Origin of the sequence: Chryseobacterium sp. OV279 (genome assembly GCF_900128945.1) — a bacterium.
GTDB lineage: Bacteria > Bacteroidota > Bacteroidia > Flavobacteriales > Weeksellaceae > Chryseobacterium.
Genome location: NZ_FQUD01000004.1, coordinates 296,380 through 322,220 on the forward strand (window position 1 = coordinate 296,380; position 25,841 = coordinate 322,220).

The window sequence follows — 25,841 nt, forward strand, 5'->3', positions numbered from 1 at the left end:
TCTTTAAATAAACTTGTTTTTCCAACATAATAAATGTTAGCTGGATAAGTTTCAAAACCCAATCAGGAATGTTTGAAATATGAAAATAAAAATTGAACAAATTCAATACAAAAAGAAGCTGCAAAATGGAGCTTCTTTTTGTTGTTTTGTACTTTAAATATTTAAAAACTAAGTGTTTAGTTTTGATTGGCCGTGGTCATGCCTGAACTTCTGAGAACTTTCTTTAAACTGTCTGAAAATAGTACCAGCCCGGCAGTCATCATGATAATATCTTTTAAAACCAATCGTCCGGCTCCTGACAGATAAGGAAACCCGAATTGTGGCGTAGGAAAATCTCCGCCCAGATTGGGAACGTATACTTCCGGAGTTGTTACAAGAAAAGAAAGCGTCACAAAAGACATGATGAAAGTTAAAGCCCCACCCAAAGCTCCAATCTTAGGATACCATATTCCAAGCAATACCAAAATAGCGATAATGATGATCATGGTCCCCAATCCGTAAGAAAATGCATAAGTTCCGTTTTCTGTATGCCAGTCGATATTTTTCTTTACGGTTTTTCCCTCCGGATTTTTGTATAACGTATATTCTGAGACCAGTTTTTGTTCTTCGTTAAGTACTTTATGTCCAGCGTTTTTATAAAAGAAACTCATAAAAGGACTGTTGGCTACGAAAGGAACAATTCCGTCAGCTTCATACTGAAAAGCCTTAAGTCCTCCGATCCAGGCCATAACTATGAATATGGAGATTCTTAAAAAATTAAGAAAATAAGAATCCAATCTAAGAAGACGGGTGTAAAGTTTATTTGTTTGCATCTGATTTACTTTTTGACAAAGGTATATCGCTGCAGGATGCATAAAAATAGAGATATCAGGACATTACATGGACATTTTAGCCACCATGGAAATGCCTACTTTTTCCCGGTACTTTTTTGGGGAGCAACCCACCGATTTCTTGAAATACCGACTGAAATAAAATTCATCACTAAATCCTAAGTCTGAAGCGATCTCCTTTATTGAACGATACGTCAAATGAAGAAGTCTTTTGGCTTCCAGTGTGATTCTTTCATTGATGAGCTGGCTGGGGCTTTTATCAAATTCTTTCTTAACAGCTTTACTCAAGGTACTGTTTGTAATATTGAGTTTTGTACTGTAGAATGAAAGCTCTTTTTCGTCTTTAAAATGAAGTTCCAGCAATTTTTGAAATTCGGCTGCGTTTTTATTGGGAAGCCGTCCTGTGGATATCTGTTCCTCCAGACTGCCGCTTTTTTGTTTGCTGCAAATCGCCAGGATCAGTTGTATGTATGTTTTAATGATAGATTCTGAGAAAAGATGTTTTTCAGAAAGCTCATATTGAATATGATCAAAAATCCCGAGAATATATTCATAATTCTCTGAGGTAAGCTTAATACTTGGATTAAGATAAATATTGTTAAAAAGAAGTCCATTGCAGGCCACTTCCTCTTTATGATACTCTATGCAGTAATAATCGCCGTGAAAGAACAGAATAAAAATTGGGTCATCCGTTTCTGAAATCAATTTTAATTTTTGATAAGGGGTCAGGAAAAGAACGGTACAGCCTTCATAAGAATAATTGATCTGATCCACCGAAAAGACACCAGTTCCTTTCAGTAAAACCACACCATAATTTTCAGTATTAAAATCTGATGGAAAATCGGAAGCGGGATAGGATTGTACTTGCACTGACATGGAATAAATATAGGAAATATTTGGGAAGTTATGAGTTTCGGGATGCGGGATGCGGGTTTTAGCGCCGTAGTGTTGGAGAGTTTTGAGAGGTTATGAGTTATAAATGATGAGTGATGAGTTTTTAGGATGTAGGTTTTGAATTGTCTGAAATCTGATGTCTGACATCTGGTATCTGCTCAGAAATTCACCATTCACTTGCGAAGCAAAATTCACCATTGACGTTTCTCAACCTTAGACTCAACTTAAAAATCAGACTTTAATTTGAAATTTATTTTCAACACGTCAAGTTCTGTCGTTTCCAGCTCTGATATTTGCTTCAGAAAAACACACAAATGAAAACAGACTTTAAAACCAAGGGTGGAGATCTCCGGCCGGATACCACCTAAAAAAATAAGGCTCACTTCAGAAGTCATTATGATACAAATGACATTCAATCTTATCAATTAATACAACCCAAATCAAATTACAAAATGAACAACATTGAAAACAATGCTGCTGAATTACCGGCAGAAAACACTCCGTCACAGACGCTTTTCCGATTTGTAAGCTTAAGAAGCCCGCAACTGTCTGATGAAAATGAACAGAATAAAAGATTTATTCTTTTTCCTCAGGAATTAAAAGAGAATGAAACTTTTTATAAGCCCGTAGTCAATAGTGCATCAGGGTCGAAACATAGAAAATTGCTTGAATGTGCCGCGAATTTTGCGAACAACCCAAAATGTATTTCTTCCGGACCTAATAGTGAATATAATCTTGAAGGTTTCAAAAGAATTTATTCCAGAGATGTTCAATTTGGGGCATGGCTCGTAAAAAATAAAAATACGTGTACATATGCAGAGTTTGAGGCAAAAAAAGCCAGAATATATGGAGGTGAATTTAACCAGTTGTATCCCACACCTGAAAGGATAGACCTTTGGAATAACCTTATTTATCAGGTTGTCGCTCAAAAAGATTTTTATATTAAAGAAGTAGTTATGCAGGTTCTTTTGGTACAGCATGTTTATTCTGCAGCCAATGAAGAGGAGCTAAAACTTTTACTGGATGCTAAGGTTGTGCTCCCTAAAGAACTGATGCTGGATGAAAATACGGCTTCAGGGCCTCAGAGGCTTTCAAAGATAGAAGGCAATGAGTTTAAGGAAACAACTCCCAATGAGGAAATGAGAAAGCAACAGCTTATTTCGGAAGGAAAGGTAAAACTTGAAAGGTATGGGAAACTGACAAAGAATTTCTCTCTTCTGGAAAAACAGTACAGAGATGAATATCAGAAAGAATATGAAACTCAATATGAACAGTATCAGTCTGAAATAGCACAGATTATTGATAATTACAATAAGGAAGTAGCTGCCGTCAGAGAAAAATACTGTCCTACTAGAACTCCTGGTGTACCTTATGATCCGAAAGATCCTTGCCAGCAAATTCCGAGAGTTCCTGAACCTGTATTACCTAAATTTAATTTTCAATTCCGTACTGAAATTGAAGCAGAATATCTTACAAGGGCATTGAAACCTGAAAATATGGATACCTTACTGGATATTTTAGGGTACGATTTCCAACGTGAATCAACAGATAAAGAACGTGTAGAGAAGGCGGGAGCACCTGACCTGAATCAACTACTGGAAGGAAGAAATACGTTTTCAGAAATCACTTCTCTGATCACAGAGGCCGGAGAAAAAAGCAACAAAGTTATTGCCGAAAATACAGAAGCGAATACAGAAGTGTATACAAGTATCGGAGGTGTTATTGTTCCAATGGCAAAAGCTGCGGCAGTACCATTTACTTATCAGTTGTGCCCAAAAGGAATTTATAAGCTATTTGGACTTACCATGTCATTAAATGTTCCTGATGCTTCCTGGGATGTTTCAGACGTCTATTATGAATTAGTTAGTGGGAGCCTGCCTACTCAAACAGGATCTAATTTTGTAAAATCCAGAAACGGGAATACTATTTTCTTAAATGATCTTTTAGGGCAGGGTGTAGAATTTGCCATGTTTGAGGGCGCTTCTTTTGATCTTAGAATATCTTTTACCAATGGTCGCGTAGCTCACTTTAAAACACCGGGAATTACTATAAGAGGCTGTATTTCTTCCAAGTTTGAATTGGAAATTGAAGACACAGACCATCCTGTAATACCAATTAATGAGGAACAGAATTTTATTCCTTCAGGATTTGGCTTCAAACAGATCGGAATTGCTGATTATCTGAAAGTTGAGCAGAGTACCCATGCTTATGTAGAGGGAGAAGTGGCTCATATTGAGAATATCATGGCGAGAGAATATCGTGAGAAATCTACCCGAAAATTAAGAAGAAGCGAAAATACCACCACTTCATCTTCTGATACCGAAAGAGAGCAGCTTTCAGATACTACGACGGCTAACCGTTTTGAAATGCAGTCTGAAGTTTCCAAGGTTCTACAGGAGTCCAATGATTTTGCAGGTTTTGTCAATGCCAGCTATGGTGGTAAAATGTTTTCAGTGAGCGCTGGCGCAAATTATGCGAATCACCGTTCTAAAGATGAAAGTACGAGGCAGGCTGTCACACAGGCTCAGGATATTACGGCAAGAGCTATGGACAGGATTGTAACAAAAGTCCATGAAGAGAGGATCGAAAAAATTGTTGAGGAATTTGAGGAAAACAATTCTCACGGATTTGATAACCGAAAGGGCGATAAAAATGTAGTAGGTGTTTACCGATGGGTAGATAAACTGATGAAAAATCAGATCTACAATTACGGTAAGCGAATGATGTTTGAATTCATGGTTCCTGAACCGGCTAAATTACATTTATTGGGGATGAAGTCTCAGAAAGCCCCTGACCAGATCGATCTGATCAAACCGGAAGATCCGAGAACATCAGTTGGCATGCCAATGAAAAACTATGATGCGCTAGCAACAGATGCTGTTCTAAAATACTGGGCATCAAAATACAATGTGGAAGTTCCTGAAAAACCTATTGAAAACTACAGCATAGGAAAATCGTTAAGCGGTCAGTTTACAGATGAGCATAGTGCTATTCAGAATGCTGCTTTTAAAGATGAAATTCAGATTCCGGATGGCTATGTAGCAGTAAGCTGTTTGGCGGGGTATAGTGCAGCAGGAGACAGCAGTGAATCTGCGATGTGTATTATGGTAGGAGATCAGGATTTCTTCCATCATGGGTTCTGGTCACAGTTAAAATTTTATCCAAGAAAATCTTTTGCTAAGCCTTATTCTAAAGCAGTTCCTATTTCAGCTACTTTTTATGAGATTTTCTCAGGAACAGCAAATTGTGTAGTTGATCTTCAATTGACACAGGAAGCTAAAAATGCATGGTATCAAAAAGTATTTAAAGCCATTATGGATGCTTACGAAGATGCGTTGGTAGAATACAATAATAAGCTTACAGAAGAAAAGAGCAAGGGCGTAGAAATCAAAGGTTCAAATCCAATGTTCTATCGTCAGATTGAGAATACCATTTTGCGTAAAAACTGTATTTCTTACATGGCAGACAGAGCCTCAGGATCTACCCATGGATATGGTCTGGAAGGGCTGACCAGTGGTTCTTCTTTCAACAACTATGAAACCGTTTTAAATGGTAGTCTGGACAAATACACTGCTTTTGTGAAATTTATGGAGCAGGCTTTTGAATGGGAAAATCTTTCTTATAATCTGTACCCTTATTACTGGGGCAGCAAGCAAAACTGGGTGAACCTTTACCAGTCTGAAGATGCGGATCCTTTATTCAGAGCCTTCATGCAGAGTGGGATGGCCAGGGTAGTGGTGACGGTACGACCAGGATTTGAAGAAACAGTACAGTTCTACTTGGCAACCGGAAAAATCTGGAATGGTGGTGAAGTTCCTGTCATTGGAGATGAACTTTATCTGTCAATTGCGGATGAAATGAAAGAACCAAAAGGTCTGAAACAGGGAAAGGCATGGATTACAAGACTTCCTACAGCTCTGAATATTCTTCAGGCTGAAAGTATCGGGCTGAAAGTAAGACATGCGCTGCCATTCAGCACAGAAAATCCGGATGATTTTGAAGTGCCTTCAGAAGTAATTACTGAGGAGAAATTCAATTTCGAACACAATACTAATCTTTTGGGGGTTCAGGAGACTGCAACTACTGCCACAAAAGTAATTTCCGGAGACTGGAAATAAAACAATCAATCGCAATCAATTAAAACAACACAAATATGTCTACGATAGGAAAAATTATTAGGGTAAGTGTATTGCCTCCGCAAGGAGAAAGAGAAAACAATGTCATTTACCAAGTAGCTGCACCCGGTGCAGCTACTTATACAGACTATGCCATTGATGAAAACGGCGATATGAAAACGCATGCTACAGATTCTTCTGCCCAGGATCTTAAGGATAGCCTCGTTAAAATTTCTGATCCAGATCTGGTGTCAGAGGGATTTTCAAATCAGGCTCAATTCAATAAAAATATGAATGAGAATCTGGATCAGAAACTTAATGTTCCACTAATTGACGGAAACACCCAGAACTTTACAAAAGTGATAGGCCTGGATGGAAACGGGAACACGGCAAAACTGCCTGCAGGGGATTTGGGAAAAAATGTTGCAAACTCCTCTCTAACTACCGTGTCCGGCGCAGGATTGACATTAGGAGCCAACTGGACACTTAATACTTCTGGACTTTACTATTCCATTAGCGGTTTAGGTGATGTATCAAGTGATGCAACTTTTAATATGTTATTGTCTCAGAATGCATCCGGCAGAATGGGAAAATCAAACGGAAAGGGAGCATTTATGAATCTTCCGAACCAGTTGACTGAAACCGAGAAAACATCATGGAGGACCCTCATGAATGGCGGTTGGACTACCGTAACAATGAGTGTAGCAATTATTAACCCGGTTATCATTAAAAAGAAAAATAATATAAGCTACATTTCATTGAAAGGAGCCAATCTCAATCTCAATCCTACCAATTTTCAGGTTGACATTGTAGATCTTAACGGGAATGTTGTTTTAAATATTCCTTCCTCACAGGTACAGCTCTATACCTCGGGACTGGATTTGGTATTTTGGGCTAATTTATTTTCATTGTCTCTTGGAACGTATAAAGTAAAACTAAGAAACGGAGTGGCAGAATATACAACGCCTGTAAACTTTCAGTTGGTTGATACTGTAACGACAATAGATCCTTCAACTTTAACCTGGAATACAAAGGTGTATAATGATGTAGTAACTTCAAAAATGTATGCCACCGGAAATACAGTGTATTACGGATTAGATGCAAACGTTAAATCAAATGCGGATGAATCTTCGTACTTGTTTAAGGCGAAAACACAAACTCCGATATTTCCGGCAAATTCTGATTTTTATTTTGAATTCGAGATTCCTATGTATTGGGTAAACGGTAATATCAATACCAATACTTTCGGGCTGTCGGCCGTACCTAATCATAATGACTTAAACAATGATTGTGTTGGTGGAGCAGATATTGGAATCAGGCTGGACTATATGAGATGGACGAATTATAATGGACCAGCATTGACGCCTCTTGAATATAATCAAACTGCTGTGATGACCTTTATAAAGAGAGGAAATGTACTCACGCGTATATTCCAGACGCGACTTGGGGGAGGGACAGCTCCTACAACTTATATAGACAATGTTACAATACCTAATGGAACAGCATTCTACATCGCTGCAATTTTTCAGAATTCAGCATATGCTTCCGCTGTCCCAAAGTATATCAGCATGAGAATTAAAGAGATATACACTTTTTAAAATCTAAAATTATGAATGAACATTTAATAATACCGGAAAACATTAAGGAAATGCTTAACAGCATTGAAAACCCACAAAGAACAGCTGGATAAGCTTTCCTAGGAAATATGAATTGATGGCAGGGCGTAATGCTCTGCCTTTTTAAACACTTAAAAATCACAAAATGAGTTTAGAAATATTAAATAATCCTTTAGCTGGAAATTCTTTGAATTCCTTTTTAAAGGGCGAGTCTGCAAAATTCCCCGGTTCTACTTTTCCAGTTTTGACCTCTCCTCCAGAGCTTAAACAGCTCACAGCAAAACAGATCGCCAATACCTATTACAGTGGCAAACCCGTAATGGAGGGCAATGGTTTTCAGATTTATTCAGATGAACCGGTGTTCGGAGGAAATATCGAAGAAGTAGTGGTGTATAAAAGCAGGTTTAGTCAAATGATCGGAGGAATTGATGTTGTTCTTTTTGCAAGTAAAAACGGTGCATTCCTTCTTCAGCGCTATATGGAAGCTTTGCCCGGCAGTAAACAGCTGATTCTTTTCCTGGAAATCAATGACGAATATAATTACAGTACAGTAATGCGCGTTGTGGCCGGAGCGGATCTTGCAAAAAATAAAGAGTTACCATTCAATGATATACTGACTTTTACAAGGAAGCATGAAGTGGCCGTTTCTCCAAAAGCACTTGAAGACCTGATTAAAAATGGTATTTATAGAAATAAAGTAGGTTTTGTCAGCTGGCTTTTGGGTTTAAAAGATGCCAGTGTAGGGCAAATCTTCAGCTTTTTTAAACAGGAAATCCTAGAGGGAGCTGCTCATTTTTTTATTGAGGGTATCGCAGATAACGTCGCTAAGTTAAGAATTTCAGAAAACGGCTGGAATCCGGATGCTAAAGAAGGGGAATACGATCCTGCATTTATCCCTGATGCACTTTATGAAGAGCTTAAAAAATTTTATGAACATACAACTCCCGGCAATCCATATGAAAAACTGGAAGGACAGAAGAAAATAAATTCCAAGATCATTAAATCCTTATTTGAAAGGATAAACGGAGTTAAAGCAGATTTTAATAATCTCTTGAGCAATGGGGAAAGCTTCTTTCCTGCTTTTATCTTTAAGAAAATAAAACAGTCTTTGGATTTATTTTTCAAGCAGATCGATAAGATAGAAGAATTTCTTATTGATCCGCTTATGGGAATGCAACATGTCATCCACAGAAGTTATCAGTCGGTCAATGCTTTTCTTTGCGGAATTTATAACAGTCTCATTGATATTATTGCCGGAATTTTTTCAATTATAGGTTTTATCTTCAAAGCAGTGGCTGCCATGGATAAAGTGAATGATCGCAAAGTTGAATATGGTGAAATGTTTCTTGAACTGATGGAAGATCTGATGGAAGGAATCATGAAATTTGATTATGTAGACTTTTTTAAGCAGTGCATTACATTTCAGATAAGAACTATTATCCGCCTTGTAATGTGGATTGATGAAAAAGTACCTCAGTTTACTTTAGAGAAAGCGGCTTATTATTACGGCTATATCATTGGGATCATTATAGACATTATCGTAGAAACTCTTCTTACCGGTGGAGCAGCAGCTGTGGCTAAGTTGGCTAAAACAGTGGAAAGCTTTATCTTAAACCCATTGGAGAAGATTTCCAAAGCGATTACACAGGCTGGAAATTTTCTGACAAGGATTATGGAGTTTATTGGCATGCTCCTTCGCGAATTTAAAAAAGGAACAAAAGAAATTTTCTCTAAATTAGGGAAAGTTTTAGATGAGGTTTTTGGTTTTGGAGATGAAGTGGCGGATCATGCTTTGACACCTTCGGAAAGGAGGGTGAAGGAGAAGAATGGGAGAAGGCAGGAAAGGTTAGTAAGGAAAAAAAATAAAGGTTATCTTCCTGGTGATGAAGAAGAAGTTTTCAGGAAGGCTCAAAAAGGTTCTGGTGGGGGGCAAAGGTATCGAAGAAGTACGTTAAGGCAAATAGCAAAAGAAATCGAAAAAAGATATTCTGATATTGGATTAAAAGTTGAAGTTGTTACTAAAAACAGTCATCCAGAAAGGTATAGAAGATGGACCAACTATCCAAACGATATTTTAGCAAGTTGTAGAACACATGAAATTCCACCTATAATGTTTCTCAGAGCTGATGCAACAGAACTTACAATACAGCATGAAATGTGGCATATTGATGATTTTAAAAAATTTGGTTTTGAAGAATATCATAATATACCTAATTGGAAATTGGAAGAATTGGTTTGGCAAAGAGTTTGGAAACAAAAGCACCGTTGGACAAAACAGGAACTAATTGACTCATATAAGTATTACAGAGATGAATGCTTAAGACAAGGAGCAGAACCAAAAATAATAGATGAATTAGAAAAATTATTAAAATAGAAAACTATGAATTTAACAGAAGAAGACGCATTAGCTATAGGGTTAAAAGTAATGTCTGATATAAATTTTAATTATGACAACAATGCTAAGATTGATGTTAAGTATTTAGAAAGAGGAAAATATCATGATTTTAATTGTTGGTTGTTAAGTTTTCCATATGGTTTTGAAGACTTTGATCGACATATTTATGGAAATTTAATGATTGATGCTGATACTGGAATAGTGAAAAATGATATATCCATACGTAATGGTTCTATTGTAATAGAGTATAATGAAGATAAAGATAAATATTTTATTATAGAAAAAAGACCATAGGCAGCAATAATTTTTATTGATAGATAAGCTAAAAAGCGATGCATATATTATTGGATTTAAAGAAAGATATATTTACGAAATATCTATTCTCTAGTAATTAAAAATGATATTTACTTTCAAAACCAGCGTGCAAACCACGCTGGTTTCTCATTTTTAAAAAATAAAAAAATAAAAATTTATCGCCTTAAAATCAGTGGGTTACCGTGTTGTTTCATTCTTTTTTTCAAAACCTCATGCAAGATTTTCTCAAAAAGGGATTTTATAGATGAGTACTCAATACAATTAATGTTTAATGTTAAAAAAAATAATGAAATGAAGAATTTAATAGTACTTAAGGTGATTACTACCGTTTTGGTGATCTCAATTATCTTCTCCCTGTTCTCATGCATGAATGAGGACAGGATAGAAGTACCACCGGTAAAGCTTGAAAATGTCTATGGGGATTATAAAGGAAGACTGATTACCGTGCAGGGAGAGAGCAGAGGAGAGAAAGTAGTAGATTTTAAAATAAAGAAAGATACCCTTACATTTCCGGAGTTTCCCATCAAAGAAATTGTGAAAGCCGTGGTGAAAGATCCCATAAAAACAGAGACCGCATTGGCTGCTATGGGAAAAGTGAAATACAAGCTAAATTACACCTCTGTATTAAATGCTGAGAAAAACTGGGTGGAACTCACTTTTGTTCCAAAGGAGCTGGAACTTCAGATTCCGGTGGACGGGGTCAATAAAAAGGCAGTCGTTACCCTGGTGACCAAGCAGAAAGGATATTTCATAGGACTGGATTATACGCTGAGATTTGTTTTGGCAGCAGAAAAGATTACGGTAGACGGAACAACGGTTGTGAGCCCTTTTGAAGCAATTTACTACAACTTTCCATACTGTATTAGGATTAATTAATAGACAGATCATATGAAAAATAGATTGTGTTTTGCCGGATGCAGTCTATTTTTGCTTAAAATTTTAACCGGCCGCTAAACCGGACCTTACCCATACATGGAAGAAAACAAAGAGCAGATTTTGATAAGACGCCTTCTCACGAAGGAAGAAGCTGCCTGGAAAGAACTTTTCGGAACCTATTCCGGAAATCTTGCCGGGGTCTGCGCTCGTTATGTTCCGGGAAAAGATGATGTTCATGATGTTCTTCAGAACAGTTTTATCAAAATGTTCAGGTCTATTGAAACATTCGAATACAGAGGAAGCGGTTCCCTGAAAGCATGGATGATGCGGATCACGGTCAATGAATCTTTGAAACATATAAAGCAACATTCCGGCATGACCACAGAAACAGATCTGGCTGAATTTCCTGATATCCCCAATGAGGAAGAACCTGATCTGGAGGAAATTCCGCAGGCTGCCATTATGAAAATGATACGGTCGCTCCCGGATGGCTACAGAACGGTTTTTAACCTGTTTGTATTTGAGAAGAAAAGCCACAAGGAGATTGCAGGGCTTTTAGGTATAGCAGAAAACTCCTCCGCCTCCCAGTTTCACCGGGCTAAAGGACTGCTTGTCCAGAAAATTAAAGAGTATAAAATGTCAAAAAAAGCACAATATGAATAATCAGTGGCTAAATGACCTTCACAGGAAAATGGAAGACCACGAAGAGGATATTCCGGATGGGCTGTGGGAAGATATAAAAGATGAGCTTTTTTCTGAAGAGGAAGAAAACGGAATGGCCGGAGCCATGATGCTTGGAGCTGATGATGAAAAAGAAAACATAAATCCTTCTGTTACAAGCAGAAAATCCCTATGGTACCGTGTCGGAGGAATTGCTGCTGCTATTGCCATGTTATTCTTTACCGGAAAATTATTACTGGATATGAATGCAGAGAAGAGCGGTCCTCAGATTACAAAAAGAGCTGAAAATGTTGATGACAGTACATTAACCGGAAAAAAGACCACAGATCCTGTAACTGCAGATACCAATGACAAGACAAAAACGAGTGAAGTTGAAAAATACGGTCATGTAGGAAATATATTGACCGATAAGGCAAGCTTTAAAGAAATTTTAAAAAATGTATTGGGGCAGAGACTTGATTACGATAAAGTGATCTCAGGATCTCATGAAAAGGAAAAAGGAGTTGAACTCTTAACGAAAGAAACCCAACCCACAAATATTTTTCCTTCAACTAATGAGAATCCGGTATTAAAAGACAAAAAAGAAGTTGAGGAAATTTTCAACAAAACTGAAAATGAACTTCATGAAAAGATGGCTGCTACTGAGAAACCTAAACCTTCAGGGCGCCAATCCAAAAATTGGATGCTAAGCATGCTTACAGGAAATGTTTCCTCCAACTCATCCGATCAGAAGTTTCCGGGGTACGCTTCCATCAGCGGAAGTCCCATGACTTTCAGTGATGTATTTATGTCAGGTACAGAAGCCGATCCGCTTACGGAAGTTCTGCTGGCCAACCAAAGTAAAGAAGTGGAAGCGAGAATCAGGCATAAAATTCCTGTGACATTTGGATTGTCCATGTATTATAATATCGGAAAAAGATGGGGAATAGGAACCGGAGTCAGTTATACGAAACTTACCTCGGAACTGCATTCCGGAAGCAACTCCAATTATATAAAAGGCGAACAGAGCATTCATTATATCGGTATTCCGGTTCAGGTCAATTATAATGTGATTCAGAAAGGAAGATTTACAGGATACGTAACCGGCGGAGTGCTTGCTGAAAAAGCAGTGGCAGGAAAACTTAGGACAAAATATATAGTCAATGATGAGGTGACGGAAACTCAGGACGAGCGTCTGGATGTGAAACCGGTACAGTTTTCTGTGAGTTCCGCGGTAGGTCTTCAGGTGAAAATTATAGATAAAATCGGAATCTATGCTGAGCCGGGAATAGGGTATCATTTCAAAAATGACAGCCAGCTTAATACCATTTACAAAGAAAAACCATTAAACTTTAATATGAAGTTCGGAATCAGACTGTTACTGGACTGATTTCACTAAAAAAGCTAAACCAAACCATTAAAATATTTAAATATGAAAACCAAACTGATTTTTTTGGCTGTACTATTCATGGCCCTAATGAATATGAAAGCACAGTGTAATCCTACCATTACCAGTCCCAGACTGGGCGTAAAATTTCCGGATAAGATCGTGTTCTGTAATACCGAAACAGAGACACTTTCTACCCAAACATTTGGAAGTTATCAATGGTACAAACAGCAGTGGACATGGCAGATGCCCAACAACAATCCCTGGACGGCAATTCCGGGAGCCACTTCACAAACATTGACCATCAATGGGAATGATGACCAGCTGTATTATTTTAAAGTACAGGTTACAGAAGGCGACTGTTCCGCAGAAAGTCCGGCGGTGATGGCAGATGGATTTGCTTATGCTCTTCCCGCGATGCTCAGCACTTTTACCCCCGGAACTTTTCAGGATTTGGGAGATGGAGAATATAATATTTGTGCCGGAGCATCAGTGAGATTTGATGATGTATTTCCTGATCTCTACGGAAACCACGTGTGGTACAGATGTATTCCGAACAGCCCGCCGCCTTCGCCGGGAGATCCTTGTGTCATCAATGGAGTAACCGGAGATTCATATACAGCAACAGATTCCGGAGTATTTGGATTCTATGCCTGTACCGAGTATTGTCCGGATCAGTGTGAATTTTTAGGCACAGGAAATTTTATAAAGCTGAATTTCGGAAACTTTGAACAGTGCACGCTGGCAACAGGCGAAACAAAGCGCAAAGAAAATACGCTTAAAATATATCCGAATCCTACGGCGCAGTTCCTGTACATCGGAAAAGATTCCGATAAGAAATATAAAGAAGTCACCATCATGGATATGTCCGGAAAAGTAGCACTGCAGAAAAACAGTCATCACTATAGCGAACCGATAGATGTAAGCCGTCTGGTTCCCGGAAATTATATGATTCTTTCTAAAGATACGGAAGGAAATACCTACAAGAATAAGTTCATAAAAAAGTAATAGAACACATCCTGAGTTAGTTTTTTTTAATCGCTGATGAGCCGGTATAGAGACAGTCTGTACCGGTTTGTCTTTTTGTTGAAATTTTTTATAAAATGGATGAAGAAGCTTAAATCTGTCAATTTTAAAGACCAAATTTTGAAAAATTATATTCTCTAATTTTACCAAAAACACAATCATGCTGGTAAAAATTTATGGAAGTGCCATCCATGGAGTTGCGGCACAAACCATTACTATTGAAGTGAATGTAGACACCGGAGGAGTAGGCTATCATCTGGTTGGGCTCCCTGATAATGCTATTAAAGAAAGCAGCTACAGGATCTCCGCCTCATTAAGAAATGTCGGGTACAAAATTCCAGGGAAGAAAATTACCATCAATATGGCTCCCGCAGACCTTCGGAAAGAAGGCTCTGCTTATGACCTCAGCATCGCTATTGGAATATTGGCCGCTTCAGATCAGATTCTCGCCGAAAATATCCAGGATTACATCATCATGGGCGAACTGTCATTAGACGGAAGCCTGCAGCCGATTAAAGGAGTGCTTCCTATCGCCATACAGGCCAGAGAAGAAGGTTTTAAAGGGATTATTCTTCCCATGCAGAACACCCGGGAAGCCGCTATTGTAGACAGTCTTGAAGTATACGGCGCTGAGAATATCAAAGAAGTAATCGATTTTTTTAATGAAGGAAAACCAATTAAAAGAATCATATTAGATACCAGAAAAGAATTTCAGGAAAAGATCAATGATTTTCCCTTCGATTTTTCTGAAGTTAAAGGACAGGAAACCGCAAAAAGAGCCATGGAAGTCGCTGCGGCAGGAGGACATAACATTATATTGATTGGGCCTCCGGGCAGTGGAAAAACCATGCTGGCCAAACGAGTTCCGGGAATTTTACCTCCTCTCACCCTCAAAGAAGCTTTGGAAACCACTAAAATACATTCTGTCGCAGGAAAAATAGGAGCAGAAACGTCCCTCATGACGGTTCGTCCTTTCCGTTCACCGCATCACACGATTTCGGATGTGGCGCTGGTAGGAGGCGGAAGTTATCCTCAGCCCGGAGAAATTTCTCTCGCCCACAACGGAGTTTTATTTCTGGATGAAATGCCGGAATTTAAAAGAACGGTTTTGGAAGTCATGAGACAGCCGCTTGAAGACCGTGAAGTCACCATTTCAAGAGCCAGATTTACCGTCAACTACCCTGCGAGTTTTATGCTCATTGCATCCATGAATCCAAGTCCCAGTGGCTTTTTTCCCGATGATCCGGGGAATACTTCGTCCGTTTATGAAATGCAGCGATATATGAATAAATTATCCGGACCTTTATTAGATAGGATCGACATTCATATTGAAGTACAGAAAGTTGAATTTGAACAGCTTGCTGAAAAAAGGAAAGGGGAGAAGAGTTCAGATATCCGGGATCGCGTTCTAAAAGCGCGCAATATTCAGAATGAACGGTATAAAGATCTTAATATCAGCTATAATGCTCAGATAGGTCCAAAGGAAATTGAGGCCTTCTGCAGTCTGGACGAAACATCACTGAACCTCATCAAGATGGCGATGGAAAAGCTGAACCTTTCCGCCAGAGCTTACGACCGGATCCTGAAAGTGGCCAGAACGGCCGCCGATCTGGAGGGATCTGAACCTATACTTTCCCATCATATTTCAGAAGCGATTCAATACAGAAGTCTGGACCGTGAGTTTTGGAATGTATAATTCTGAATTGTGCAATAAATACTTAATTTCAATAATCCTGTCTTCTTTATAAAAATCTCTTATTTTAAGTATTTAATCTTGATTGATTTTGGTGTTTCGATTTAATTTTCTCCTAAATACAGTCTAAAATGATTGGTTTTATGATTTGAATTAATTCTCTTCAATGGGAAGATTTATATTTATTTAACTCATGATGCAAAATATTATGTTAAATTTGATTACCAAATTTTTAAAAATATTACATTATGAAAGAAAAATCAATTAATGGAACTTAGGAGAGCCTAAATTAAATAACGTTCCTGAAGAATTAATCCTATTCTTTACCGGTTGAATTGTAATAGACTGTTTTTAAACACGTTTAAGGTTCTGCTATGCATGCAGATCATTCCGATCTTTATCATTAACCAAAAACGAAAAAACTAATATGCCAAATACCTTATCAAACCCATCGGGGCAGCCGGCCGGTGTGCCGGTTCTTTTATCTTCAGAAGACCGTGAAAAACTTCTTAATGATTTCAATACCACAAACTGGGATTACCCCAAAGAAGAAACGCTGGTTTCCCTTTTCAAAAAGCAGGTAGCTCTTCATCCTGAAAATACTGCTGCTGTTTATCAGGGTAAACAGATTTCGTATCGGGAACTTGATCTGAAAAGTAATCAATTGGCCAATGCTCTCTTAGAAAAAGGAATAAAAGAGGAAATGTATGTTCCGGTATGGCTGGACCGTTCATTAGAATGGCTTATTGCCATTTTGGGAATTCTGAAAACCGGTGCCGCTTATGTACCGATAGATCCTGCTTATCCAGTTAAGCGTGTAGAATATATTCTTGCAGACGCCTCAGCAGAAATCATACTGACCGACCCGTCACGGGGAAATCTCCTGCCGAACGGGATCAAGACTGAAATTTTCTATCTGGATCAGATGGAAAGCCTTGCCGGGTTTTCTCCGGAGCAGCCGGATATCACGCCTCATCAGGATGCGTTGGCCTATACGATCTACACCTCCGGGTCTACAGGAAATCCAAAAGGGGTTATGATCTCTCATCACAGCATCCAGCATCTGGTCACATGGCACAACCATTATTTTCATGTTGATCATACCTCACGCCTTACGCTTGTCGCCGGACTGGCATTTGATATCTCAGTATGGGAAACCTGGTCGGCACTTACTGCCGGTGCCGTACTTTTTATCGCAGGCAATGAAGACCGGGTAGAAGCTTCAGAACTGGTGAAGTATTACCGTAAAAACCGCATTACTCACGGATTTGTACCCACTGTTCTGGTTCCCTCTGTCGTAGCTGAAACCAGAAATTATACAGATCTGGAGCTCAAATACCTTTTTACAGGAGGTGAAAAATTAAAGCCTGTTCTTACCAGCGAATTGAGTTATGAACTGATCGATTATTATGGGCCTACGGAATGCACGGTTTATGCAACTTTTAAAAAAGTAAAAGACATCAATGGAGCCTATGTTTCTTCCATCGGTAAACCGGTTGCCAATGCAAAGGCTTGCATTTTAAGTGAAAATTATGAACTTCTGCCTGTTGGAGCAGTCGGAGAATTATACATCGGAGGAAATATTCTTGCCAAAGGTTACCTCAATAATGAAGAACTTACTGCGTTAAAATTCATTGCGAGTCCGTTCAGGGAAAACGAAAAACTGTACCGAACCGGAGATCTCGCCCGCTGGAAACCGGACGGCGATATTGAATTTCTAGGAAGAATAGACAATCAGGTGAAAATCCGTGGATTCCGCGTGGAACTGGGAGAAATAGAACGTACGCTTGCCCGTTTGGATGGAATACAGGAAGCCGCAGTAATCACTAAAGACCATGCGGGAAGCAATAAATACATCGTTGCGTTTATCGTATTTAAATCGGATGCAAAAGCAGATGCAGCGTGGGTAAGGCAGCAGTTAAAAGAAGAATTACCCGGCTACATGATTCCTGCGCAAATTGTAAGTGTGGATAAGATACCCCTTACTTCGAATGGAAAAACTGACATTCATTTCCTGAAAGAACTGGCAGATAAAGAGGCTAAAGAACTTATTTCTACAGAACCGCCTACCAACGAGACTGAAAGAATTATTGCAGACATCTGGTCAGAGGAACTGGAGCGTCCGGTGATTAATATAACAGATAACTTTTTTGATATCGGAGGAAATTCTCTCCTCGTGGCTATAGTGGCTACAGCGTTGAACTCAAAGCTTGATACCAAAGTTTATATGCGGGATATCTACCAGTTTCCGGTATTGAAACAGCTCGCAGATGAATTGATTACCAGAGCTAAAGAAGCGCGTGAAGCTATTCCCGTGGAAGATGTTGAACCTTATGTCGCTCTTCAACAGGATGTTTACCTTGCTCCCGGAACCGTTTTTGCCGGCGGTTTTGATCCTAAACAATTGGAAAAACCTAAGACGATATTTTTGACCGGAGTGACCGGATTTGTAGGAATTCATCTTCTGCAGGAACTTTTAAATACGACCGATGCGGATATTTACTGTCTGGTGAGAGCTCAGGATGAATTTCATGCCGTGGAGAAAATAGACCGATGTTTTAAACAGTATCATATTGAACGGAAAGAAGAGCAGAAACCAAGAATCATTCCGGTAATTGGTGACCTTTCACTTCCGTTACTGGGCCTTTCTGATGAGGTGTTTAAAAGCCTTGCGGGGATGCTGGACCTTATTTATCATTCCGGAAGTTCTGTGAATTTTATTGAACCTTATTCCTATATGAAGGCTCCAAATGTGGAAGGATTAAGAGAGATTATAAAGCTCGCCGGCGCCGAAAAAACTAAATGTCTGGCCCTTCTTTCTACCATTTCTGTTTATAGCTGGGGACACGTATTTACTGGTAAAACAGTTATGCTGGAAAGTGATGACATTGCCCAGAATCTGATGTCTGTAAGCAAAGACATTGGTTATGTAAGAAGCAAATGGGTGATGGAAGCAGTCGCTGATCTCGCGGCTAAAGAAGGCCTTCCGCTGATCACCTACCGTCTGGGTTATGCGATGTGTCACAGTGAAACAGGTGCCAGTGCGCCTTATCAGTGGTGGTCCGGTTTGGTAAAAAACTGTGTGGAATTTAAATCCTATCCTCTGCTGACAGAGCTAAGGGAAGGACTGATCACGGTAGATTATATGACCAAAGCAATGGCTCACATCACAAAAAATAAAGAAGCAGTAGGGAAAAAGTTCAATCTTATCGCCAGACCGGAAACCAATCTTACCCTGGAAAGTTTCTTTGCGCTGTTGAAGAAATATTATCCGCTGACTCTTGAAGGACTTCCTTATAAAGAATGGAGAAAACAATGGGAAGATGACAGTAAAAACAGGCTATATCCACTGACCAGTCTCTTTAAGGATAATATGCATGAAGGACTTTCCACGGTGGAGCTGTATCAGAATACGTATGTTTGGGATTGTTCCAATGTGATACAGTTCTTAGAAAATTCCGGAATTGAGGAACCTGCATTTGATAAGAAAATGCTTGATGCTTACCTTAACTATTTAGGAATTCCTATTTCGTAATTATTTTATTTATAGCCTAAAATACCAGACAGTCTTGCTGTCTGGTATTTTTATGAATTGAATTTAAAAGACTTTTAAATTGTTAATTGATCGTTACTTTAATCACATTCTGCACTGCCGCAACCGGAAAGATGCTTCCCACTTTTGCAATAGGCTTGCTTTCACTTTGCGGTGTTCCTCCGAATAAAGCCTGTCTGTTTCCTGCACCGGGATATTGATCTACTCCCGTTCCGGAATCAAATAGGGTAGTTTTTGAAGTAAGATCACCTTTAGCATTGGCATCAATACTTTGCTCATTAGCATAAAACCAGTCATTGGAGAACCCAAACATGGTAACATAGGCGATTTTATCTCCGGGAGCGGCCGTAAATTGAGTCATCACCTTACTTCCGGGAGCTACAGGTGCACTTCCTGCCACATAAACACCTTTAACATTCGGTAAAGTTTTTAGGCTGGTCTGAAGTTTTGAAACATTTCCAGACTGTGAAATTTCCTTTAATCCTTTTCCTGCATCCGTCTGCCCTAATTCATACACAGGATTTTTATCACCGGTGTAAACAACGACTAAAGCAGGGGATAATCCTGTCATAATTCCCGTATTTGCATTAAGTTTCATCATCATTTTGCTAATGTTCCCCATCTGGGCTATATCCGTAATTTCAGGATTTGATAAAGCATTTGCTGTGAAAAAGGGAGTGCTGTTAAGAAGTTGAGATCCATTGTAATTTGAAACTGCCCATACGCCCGGCGAAAATGGAGTTTCGTTGGCTGTTCCTCCGGAATTGTTGCTGATGGTCAGTGTAAATTCAGAAGAAACGTCATTGTACGTAAGATTAAGTTTCATCAGTTGAGGAGCGTTCACATTTGGAACCTGAGCAATAGGTTTGCTTTCCACCTGGCCGGAAATGTCATTTTTTGTTCCGTTATCCCACAATAGTACCTGTGAAGAAACATCTCCGATGACCGCATTTCCATTGTCATCAAATAGCTTAATTCCAGGCTGCTTTGAGGCAAAAAACCAATCTTTGGAAGCTCCGTACATCGTTGCCAACATAAGAGCTTGTGTTTTTCCCGCACTAAATGTAAAAGAAGCTGACTGCCCGGGCAAAATCACCGTGCTGCCTGTCCCCTGAAAGCTTCCGCTTTCGACAAAATCTTTTGGGGTGACCACATTTTCAAAAGTGATGGTTCTTTGGACAGAAGTATTTTCCATCATCATATTGTCATTATCATCACAAGAGCTAAGAATAAACGCTGTCAGTATTCCCGCTGCTAACGACGCTGTTTTGAATAGGTTTTTTTTCATAAATAAAATTTTTGTTACACCACTACTGTCGGGGAGGTTGGTAAATCCTGACAGGAATTTCATTCATTTGTTTTTAATGTATTGAAAATCAGTGTATTTATTTTTTGTTTTTTAAATATAACACGTCGAGTTCTGTCGTTTTGCGTGGCGATATTTGCAGGAGGAGGGAAGAGAGATAGTTACCTATAAAATCTCTGTCTTAAAATTAACCAACAAAAAATATTTTTATGAGTTTTCCATGTATTGTAAAGAACACGATGGCAGAGATGAGAAGTCTGTCGGCTGCGGAAATAACAGATCTTCAAAACGGCATTTATAAGGGAGTTTGTCTTTTAGGATATTATGAAAAAAGAGATACACCAAACCCTGTTATTTATCATTTGTCTGCTACATTGGGCACAGATGATGGAGGCAGTGTTATTGAAACGGGAGGAATCAAACTGGAACATAATTTCACCCATGATCTGGATGTCCGATACTTTGGAGTAAAAGGAAATGGGACGTATAATGATACGCCGTTTGTCTTATCTTACTTTAATTACGTTAATGCGAATAATCTGTTTTGGGTCGTTCCGGGTAATTTTAAAGTCGTTGTAAAGCAGTCTTTTGAAATTAAAACGAGCGGAAGATGCGACGGAAAATTTATTCTTAGGAATGAGAATAGTGAGGTGGCCATAACAATTGCCCGAAAATTCAATGGTGAGGCAGTGGATATAAGCACATGGGATACGGTTAAAATGAAACGTGGCAGTTTGGATGTAGGTTTTAGTAATACAGGCGTTGCTAATCTGTATTTTGATTCCGAAGAGATACTGATTGACCGTGATGGTACTTCTTCTGAAACTTATTATAATAAGAGAGAATTTATTAGAAGTGTTGACGGTAAATTGACTACTCCTTTAGTTTGTTCTTACAGACAAGATTCTCTTAACCTTCAGGTACTGAAGGTTAAGAAATACATCTTTGAAGAGCCTATTTCTATAGATAATCTTAGTATTGAAACGGATGGAAATCTAAACGAGGCTAAATATTTATTTGTTAATAGAGATAATGTTACCCTTAACAACCCGCAAATTATTAATAAAATAAATAATATGGGAGTCGTTAATGTAGGAGCTGTAGCTCTTGAAATACAGGAGTGTGCTGACGTTATCATAAATAGTCCTTTCATAAAAGGGTTTAGAAAGGCTGGTGTTGGGTATGGTATTGCAAATTATTACTCAATAGGTGTCATTATTAATGATGGAAATGTAGTAGAATGCAGACATGGATATACCGGGAGAAACAGTGTAGATGTCACCATCAACAGAGGCGTTTGGGAAGACGGTATAGATGATCACTGGACAGATAGATTTACAGCCAATAATACCATTGTAAAAACAGGGAAAGGCGCGGCCGCATTTCAATTTGCAGGCAATGATATTACTCTCAACTCTCCGATAGTGAATGGAAGTGCCAGCATATTCTTCGGGATCAGGTTGGATACGCCCAGCTTAGGGGGAATTGTAAATATAAATAATCCTGTTTTTAACACTAAAGATTCCAGTAATCAATCAGGCACAAGAGATATTTATATGTTCTCATATACCAGCCCGGGCGGAAATGTTGGGAATGCAATGCTACAAAAGTATGCGGTAGATCCAAAACTTCCTGAGAGCCTTAATATAATCAACCCAATTATTAATACGGATGCTGATTTAGTGTATGGCTTCTTCTTGGGCGTTCTAAATCGGGCGTATACCAATATTAAAAATTTGAAAATAACGGATACCATTCTAAATGCAAAGCCTACAACTCAATATACTGCAGTACAAATCATTAAGGATAATGTTAATCAGCAGGACCACAATACAAATATAGAAATCACCGGTAGGCTGACAACAAATGCGCTTGCTACCACATGTGTATATTTAAGTTCAATAGACCACACTGTATTTAGCCGTCGAGCTAATATATATTTAACCGATTGTTTCGGATATGGAAGAGTTGTATTTAGTGGAGCAAATCTTGGAACTCTTATCATGGATGGTGGAGAAATCAATGATTTTAATACGGATCGTGCGGAAGCATCCCTTTCTAATTGTAACATCCAGTTCAAAAATGTAGAATGGAAAGGGGGGAAAATTGATCATCTTACTCATGCTCTGTTTCAAAACTGTGTTTTTACCGGAAATTACGTATTTCCTTCAGTTGGTAGCGTATCATTGGTTAATAATGTTAAATATGCCGGTGTTTCAGGATTGCCTTCTAATATTGTCAACAGTATGAATCCTCCGTTTGCATAAAAAAACAAATACTTACTAAACCAATTCATTTAAAATAAACCCAAAGAGTTCAGGATTTTCCTGGGCTCTTTTTATATTCCCTTTTTCCCCTCCAGAATCATTTCTATCATTTTAATTTTTCTTTTCTCCCTAGTTTCCGGTTTCTTAGCTTCCTCAATCCAGCGGATATATTCTTTCCGGTGCGTATAGCTCATCTTGTCAAACAGGGCTTTCGCGTCAGAATTCTCATTAAAAACAGAAGCAATATCATCAGCAACTTCCACTGTTCTTTCCTCTTTATCTTCAATTAAGGAAACAGAAACCTCATCCCCGAAACTTTTCTCAAGTTGCTTTCGTACTTCTTGTGTTAGTCCTAAAATATGGCAGTCGGAATTCATTCTAACAAGGCTTCCGCGATACTCAACTTTACGGTCGAATGTTGCTTTAATTCTAATCTGTCCTTTTTTGCTGAACAGTTCCTCTGTAGAAAACGGAAACTCTACAAAAGCGGCGTTCATTTCACCGTTCTGCTGGATGATTGCTTTAAACTCTATCGGTTTCATAGGGAAAGATTTATAGTTCAAAAATAAAAAAACCGTGAACATACATTCACGGTTTTATATTTAAATCAAAAAAGATTATTTTTTGGTTTTTGTTTTCTTAGGCATTTGAGTAGTCCCGGAATTTTTAGTCTTGGTATCAGCAGGAGTGTTTTCTCCTCTTACAAGCTTTAATTCGTCAACTAATCTTCTTGCACCAGCGTATTTGTCGATAGTCCAAAGAACGAAACGTACATCTACGTTAATCGTTTTTTGCCACTCCTGTTCAAATACGATATCACCGCTTAATGCTTCGCTGTTTCCGTCGAATGCAATACCGATAAGGTTTCCGTCTCCATCAATTACCGGAGAACCAGAGTTACCTCCAGTAATGTCATTGTTCGAAAGGAAGTTGACAGGCATATATCCTGCAGCATCCGCATACTGTCCGAAATCTTTAAGGTTATAAAGATCGATCACTCTTTGTGGAAGGTCGAATTCTTCATCACCTTTCTTGTATTTTCCAACAAGACCAGTCATATCAGTATAATAGTTATCCGTAACACCGAAGTAGTTTCTGTCTTGTCTTACCGGAAGTTTATCTACCGTTCCGTATGTTAATCTCATCGTAGAGTTAGCATCCGGGTAGAATTTCTTCTCAGGCATAGCTTTCATTAATCCAGCTAAGAAAAGACGGTTGTTTTTGTTGAAGTTGTCATCAACTTTAGCATACTTCTCAGTGCTCATTTTTTGGTCAGCCACGATTCCGTTGGCAATTTTCCAAAGTGGATCAGCATCCAGTTTCAATGCATCCGGGTTCAGTAAGAAGTTTGTAGCAGAAGTCTTATTCGCGAAGATTGAAGAATAAGCTACGTTAGAAAGCGTTTTAGCATCCAATCCTAAAATAGTAGCAGAGGCCACTTCCTTGTTCTTTACTCTGGTTTGGTAAAGGTTGGCCATAGAAGCAAGCATTTCTCCTTCCAGAGATGGATTGAAGTTTTCGTAAGCTCCTTTAAGTGCTGCTTCAGTCTTAGCTTTCATCGCAAGTCTTCCCTGCATATCCTGAGCAGCGTAAGCTTTAAGTGTAGATCCTACCTGTAGGGCAAGCGTAATATATTTTGCGTTTCTTGAGAACTGTGAAGCATAATTTCTTTCAACATTTCTCTCAGAAACCTGCTTGTAGTACGCTTCAATATCTTCTAAGATACCGTCATAAGCCGTATTTCCTGGCATTACAGACCATTTTCTGTAAGTATCCTCAATTTTTTGTTTGTCAGAGATCGTTCCGTTTTTCTCTACCGCATCGATAGTTCCCTGTCTGTTTTTCCAGTAGTTGGCTACAGAAGCATATTGAGACGCATAATTAAGCTGAGTCGCTTTATCTTTGTCCATATACTTCTTCATAACGTCCATAGCAAGTTTGGAAGCTTCTACCCAAGCCGGATAGTCTTTGCCTACCATCTGCTGAATTCCGTAAGAAGTCAGGTAACGGTTGGTTCTTCCAGGGTATCCAAGGATCATTGAGAAGTCTCCAGGCTTGATTCCTTTAAGAGAAACCGGAAGGAAGTGCTTAGGCTTCAATGGAACGTTGCTTGGAGCAAATTCTGCAGGGTTTCCTGCTGCATCTCCATACACTCTGAATACGGTGAAGTCAGCCGTATGTCTTGGCCATTCCCAGTTATCTGTATCACCTCCGAATTTTCCTAATGATGATGGTGGTGCACCTACCAGTCTGATGTCTTTGTAATCCTGGTAAACGAAATAGTAGAATTCATTTCCGTTGAAGAAATCTCTTACCACTACTGTGTATTTTCCGTTTTCAGAGTTTTCAGTCTGGATAGCCTTTGTTTCAGCATCAATAACTGCTTTTCTCTCTGCCCCGGTCATATTGTTATTTAGCTTAGAATTGATTCTCTGCGTAGCATCATCCATTCTTACTAAAAATCTTACATAAAGATCTTTTGCATTAAATTCATCCTTCTGCTTCATGGCCCAGAATCCGTTTTTCAGGTAATCTTTTTCAGGAGTAGAAGCAGCAGCTACAGCTCCGTAACCGCAGTGGTGGTTGGTGAAAATAAGTCCTTTATCAGAAACAATTTCCCCGGTACAGAACCCTCCGAAGCTCACGATAGCATCTTTTAAGCTTGAATTGTTTACCGAATAAATTTCTTCAGGTGTCAAATGCAGTCCTTCTTTTTGCATATCGACCCCGTTAAGTCTTTTGATGAGCATTAACAGCCACATCCCCTCATCCGCCCTCATCTGAGCAAAGCCCAATAAGAAAGTGAACAGTAGAAATAGTCTTTTCATTTTATAAAATAATTTTTGTGTCGCTAATTTACTAATTTTTACGATATTCTGTCCCGGAATGGTATGAAAATGGAAGGATA

16 protein-coding genes are annotated in these 25,841 nt (G+C 38.8%); 11 read left to right on the forward strand and 5 right to left on the reverse strand.

Annotated features, from left to right (window positions below):
* Positions 1-176: 176 nt before the first annotated feature.
* Positions 177-812, reverse strand: a complete 636-nt coding sequence (locus BUA72_RS18490) for a DUF417 family protein (RefSeq protein WP_072924495.1) — start codon at positions 810-812, stop codon at positions 177-179.
* A 63-nt stretch (positions 813-875) separates the two neighbouring features.
* Complete coding sequence (locus BUA72_RS18495) at positions 876-1,706, reverse strand: AraC family transcriptional regulator (RefSeq protein WP_072924496.1); 831 nt, start codon at positions 1,704-1,706, stop codon at positions 876-878.
* Positions 1,707-2,176: 470 nt separating this feature from the next.
* On the opposite strand from BUA72_RS18495, the gene BUA72_RS24260 reads away from it, so the two are divergent.
* The 10 genes from BUA72_RS24260 (at position 2,177) to BUA72_RS18545 (ending at position 19,342) form a co-directional block, all read left to right on the forward strand.
* Positions 2,177-5,842: a hypothetical protein gene (locus BUA72_RS24260; protein ID WP_139259647.1), complete on the forward strand. Its 3,666-nt coding sequence runs from the start codon at positions 2,177-2,179 to the stop codon at positions 5,840-5,842.
* Between the two features lie 35 nt (positions 5,843-5,877).
* Complete coding sequence (locus BUA72_RS18505) at positions 5,878-7,437, forward strand: hypothetical protein (protein ID WP_072924498.1); 1,560 nt, start codon at positions 5,878-5,880, stop codon at positions 7,435-7,437.
* 163 nt (positions 7,438-7,600) lie between these two features.
* Complete coding sequence (locus tag BUA72_RS18510) at positions 7,601-9,829, forward strand: zincin-like metallopeptidase toxin domain-containing protein (protein WP_072924499.1); 2,229 nt, start codon at positions 7,601-7,603, stop codon at positions 9,827-9,829.
* A gap of 6 nt (positions 9,830-9,835) precedes the next feature.
* Positions 9,836-10,144 (forward strand): hypothetical protein, encoded by a 309-nt coding sequence (locus BUA72_RS18515; RefSeq protein WP_034724272.1) that lies wholly within the window; start codon positions 9,836-9,838, stop codon positions 10,142-10,144.
* Positions 10,145-10,456: 312 nt separating this feature from the next.
* A complete protein-coding gene (locus BUA72_RS18520; RefSeq protein ID WP_047451347.1) occupies positions 10,457-11,041 on the forward strand; it encodes a DUF4840 domain-containing protein in 585 nt (194 codons plus the stop codon).
* Positions 11,042-11,137: 96 nt separating this feature from the next.
* Positions 11,138-11,704: an RNA polymerase sigma factor gene (locus tag BUA72_RS18525; RefSeq protein ID WP_072924501.1), complete on the forward strand. Its 567-nt coding sequence runs from the start codon at positions 11,138-11,140 to the stop codon at positions 11,702-11,704.
* Positions 11,697-13,091, forward strand: coding sequence for an outer membrane beta-barrel protein (locus BUA72_RS18530; protein ID WP_072924503.1), 1,395 nt, complete (start codon positions 11,697-11,699; stop codon positions 13,089-13,091). Before BUA72_RS18525 ends, BUA72_RS18530 begins: the two co-directional genes overlap by 8 nt.
* A 42-nt stretch (positions 13,092-13,133) precedes the next feature.
* Positions 13,134-14,096 carry a T9SS type A sorting domain-containing protein gene (locus BUA72_RS18535; RefSeq protein WP_072924504.1) on the forward strand — a complete coding sequence of 321 codons (963 nt, stop codon included), beginning with the start codon at positions 13,134-13,136 and terminating at the stop codon, positions 14,094-14,096.
* Between the two features lie 178 nt (positions 14,097-14,274).
* Entirely contained in the window at positions 14,275-15,810 is a 1,536-nt protein-coding gene (locus BUA72_RS18540) for a YifB family Mg chelatase-like AAA ATPase (protein ID WP_072924506.1), read from the forward strand.
* 424 nt (positions 15,811-16,234) lie between these two features.
* The gene (locus BUA72_RS18545) at positions 16,235-19,342 is read left to right on the forward strand and encodes a non-ribosomal peptide synthetase family protein (protein ID WP_083544249.1); all 3,108 of its coding nucleotides are present in this window, start codon (positions 16,235-16,237) and stop codon (positions 19,340-19,342) included.
* Between the two features lie 82 nt (positions 19,343-19,424).
* Here the strand turns inward: BUA72_RS18545 and BUA72_RS18550 are convergent, their stop codons facing one another.
* Positions 19,425-20,648, reverse strand: a complete 1,224-nt coding sequence (locus tag BUA72_RS18550) for a spondin domain-containing protein (protein WP_072925045.1) — start codon at positions 20,646-20,648, stop codon at positions 19,425-19,427.
* Between the two features lie 227 nt (positions 20,649-20,875).
* Between BUA72_RS18550 and BUA72_RS18555 the strand changes: the two genes are divergently transcribed.
* Positions 20,876-22,933 (forward strand): hypothetical protein, encoded by a 2,058-nt coding sequence (locus BUA72_RS18555; protein WP_139259648.1) that lies wholly within the window; start codon positions 20,876-20,878, stop codon positions 22,931-22,933.
* 71 nt (positions 22,934-23,004) lie between these two features.
* Here the strand turns inward: BUA72_RS18555 and BUA72_RS18560 are convergent, their stop codons facing one another.
* Together BUA72_RS18560 and BUA72_RS18565 are read right to left on the reverse strand one after the other, a co-directional pair.
* Positions 23,005-23,475 (reverse strand): YdeI/OmpD-associated family protein, encoded by a 471-nt coding sequence (locus BUA72_RS18560; protein ID WP_072925047.1) that lies wholly within the window; start codon positions 23,473-23,475, stop codon positions 23,005-23,007.
* Positions 23,476-23,550: 75 nt separating this feature from the next.
* Positions 23,551-25,761 carry a S46 family peptidase gene (locus BUA72_RS18565; protein WP_072924509.1) on the reverse strand — a complete coding sequence of 737 codons (2,211 nt, stop codon included), beginning with the start codon at positions 25,759-25,761 and terminating at the stop codon, positions 23,551-23,553.
* Between the last annotated feature and the right edge of the window lie 80 nt (positions 25,762-25,841).